This is a genomic window from Rubrivivax sp. A210, from assembly GCF_904426505.1.
Taxonomy (GTDB): domain Bacteria; phylum Pseudomonadota; class Gammaproteobacteria; order Burkholderiales; family Burkholderiaceae_C; genus Rubrivivax.
Genome location: NZ_CAJGBN010000062.1, coordinates 1 through 1,492 on the forward strand (window position 1 = coordinate 1; position 1,492 = coordinate 1,492).

Annotated in this window: 1 protein-coding gene; it reads right to left on the bottom strand. The window is 65.4% G+C overall.

Annotated elements, in window-relative coordinates; translation table 11 throughout:
* Nucleotides 1–24: 24 nt before the first annotated feature.
* Nucleotides 25–1,368 carry an IS5 family transposase gene (locus JMV16_RS21130; RefSeq protein ID WP_201496304.1) on the bottom strand — a complete coding sequence of 448 codons (1,344 nt, stop codon included), beginning with the start codon at nucleotides 1,366–1,368 and terminating at the stop codon, nucleotides 25–27.
* Nucleotides 1,369–1,492: the final 124 nt, after the last annotated feature.

Sequence of the window (1,492 nt, forward strand, 5' to 3'; positions counted from 1 at the left end):
TAGTCCGCTCTGAACAACCCAATTTCAGCGCGTAGACGGTGCCAGCAACGAACGCGGCGCCGGCGTGACGAGCATCAACGCCAGCATAAGTTGGCCGACGAGGGCGCAGTAAAGCACCCGCAGGTGCGCCAGGATCATCCTCAGGTTGTGTCCTGCGCCGCACAGCACCGCGTGCATCGCGTCACCCAGGGCGCCCTTCAGCCAGTTCCGGTCCAGCAACCCGTCTGTCTTCATGTGGCCGATCATCGGTTCGACCACTTGGCGCCGTTGGAGCAGCTTCTTCAGGCGCTTGGGCAGGCGCCTGGTATGGCTGACCAGCAGCCGCGTGCCTGCGCTGGCCTGAACGCCGCGGTAGCCGCGGTCCACCAGCGCCATCTTCGGCGTCGTGCCCGTCAGGATGCCGATCTGCTCGATCTGGCTGTCCACGGTGTGCCCGTCGTAGGGGTTGCCCGGCATAGAGCGCATGCCCACCACCAGGCCTTCCTTGGCCGTCACCGCCACCGACGTCTTCACGCCGAACTCGTACGGCGTCCTTGCCTTGCCCTTGGCAATGCACTCCACCTCCGGCGCGTGCAGCGCGTACAGCTTGTTCTTGGAGTCGCGGCGTTGCTCGTACAGGCGTTGCGCGATCTCGATCTTGGTCTTCAGCGCGCCCGTGATCTCGCCGCCCCTGCGCTGCACGTCGCGGATGACGCGGCCCAGCCAAGTGCGCAACTTCCTGATCTCGCGCTGCATGCGACGGTACTGCTTGGCGTGGGCGTAGCGGCCGGCCTGGTGCTCGGCGGCCTTGCCTACGCGGGCGTAACTCTGGCGCTGCGTGACGCCGGCGTCCTGCGCCGCGTTCACCAGTTGCTCGCGCGCCTTGTTCAACAGGCGGCTGTCGGTGGGGTGCGCGATAGCCTTGGGCTGAACCGTCGTGTCCAGTACCACCGTGTCCACGCTGTCGCGCTTGATCACGCGCCCGCGCCGGGCTGCCTCGATGCTCTGCGCCAGCAGCCACTCGCAGCCGGCCTCGCCGATGCGCTGGCGCCAGCGCACCAGGCTGGACGGATCACAGGGCAGTTCGTGCTGGAAGTAGAGCTCGCCACTGAAGTGCTGCCAGTACGGGTTCTCGCTCCAGCGCGCGACGGTGTCTTCGTCGCTCAGCGCGTAGACGTGCTTCAGGTACAGCAGCGATGCCATCAGCCGCGTGGGCAATGCCGGCCGGCCAGTGGTGGAGACAAACTGCGGGCTCCACTCGTTGGCGAAGGCCTGCCAGTCGATCAGTTCGGCAAGACGCACGAGCTCGTGGCGCTGGTCGATCAGATTGACCAGCTCGGTGCGGAACAGGTCATGGTCGTCGGTCGACTTCGCAGGCTTCGGACCCATCGGCAACCTCGATGCAGTTTGCAAGGAACTGATATCGATTGGGCCTCAATCCTGCAATCAAAACCATCGGCAACAGCCCCAATCGCTAGGCTTCATGCGGGTTCTGGGGTTGTTCAGGGCGGAC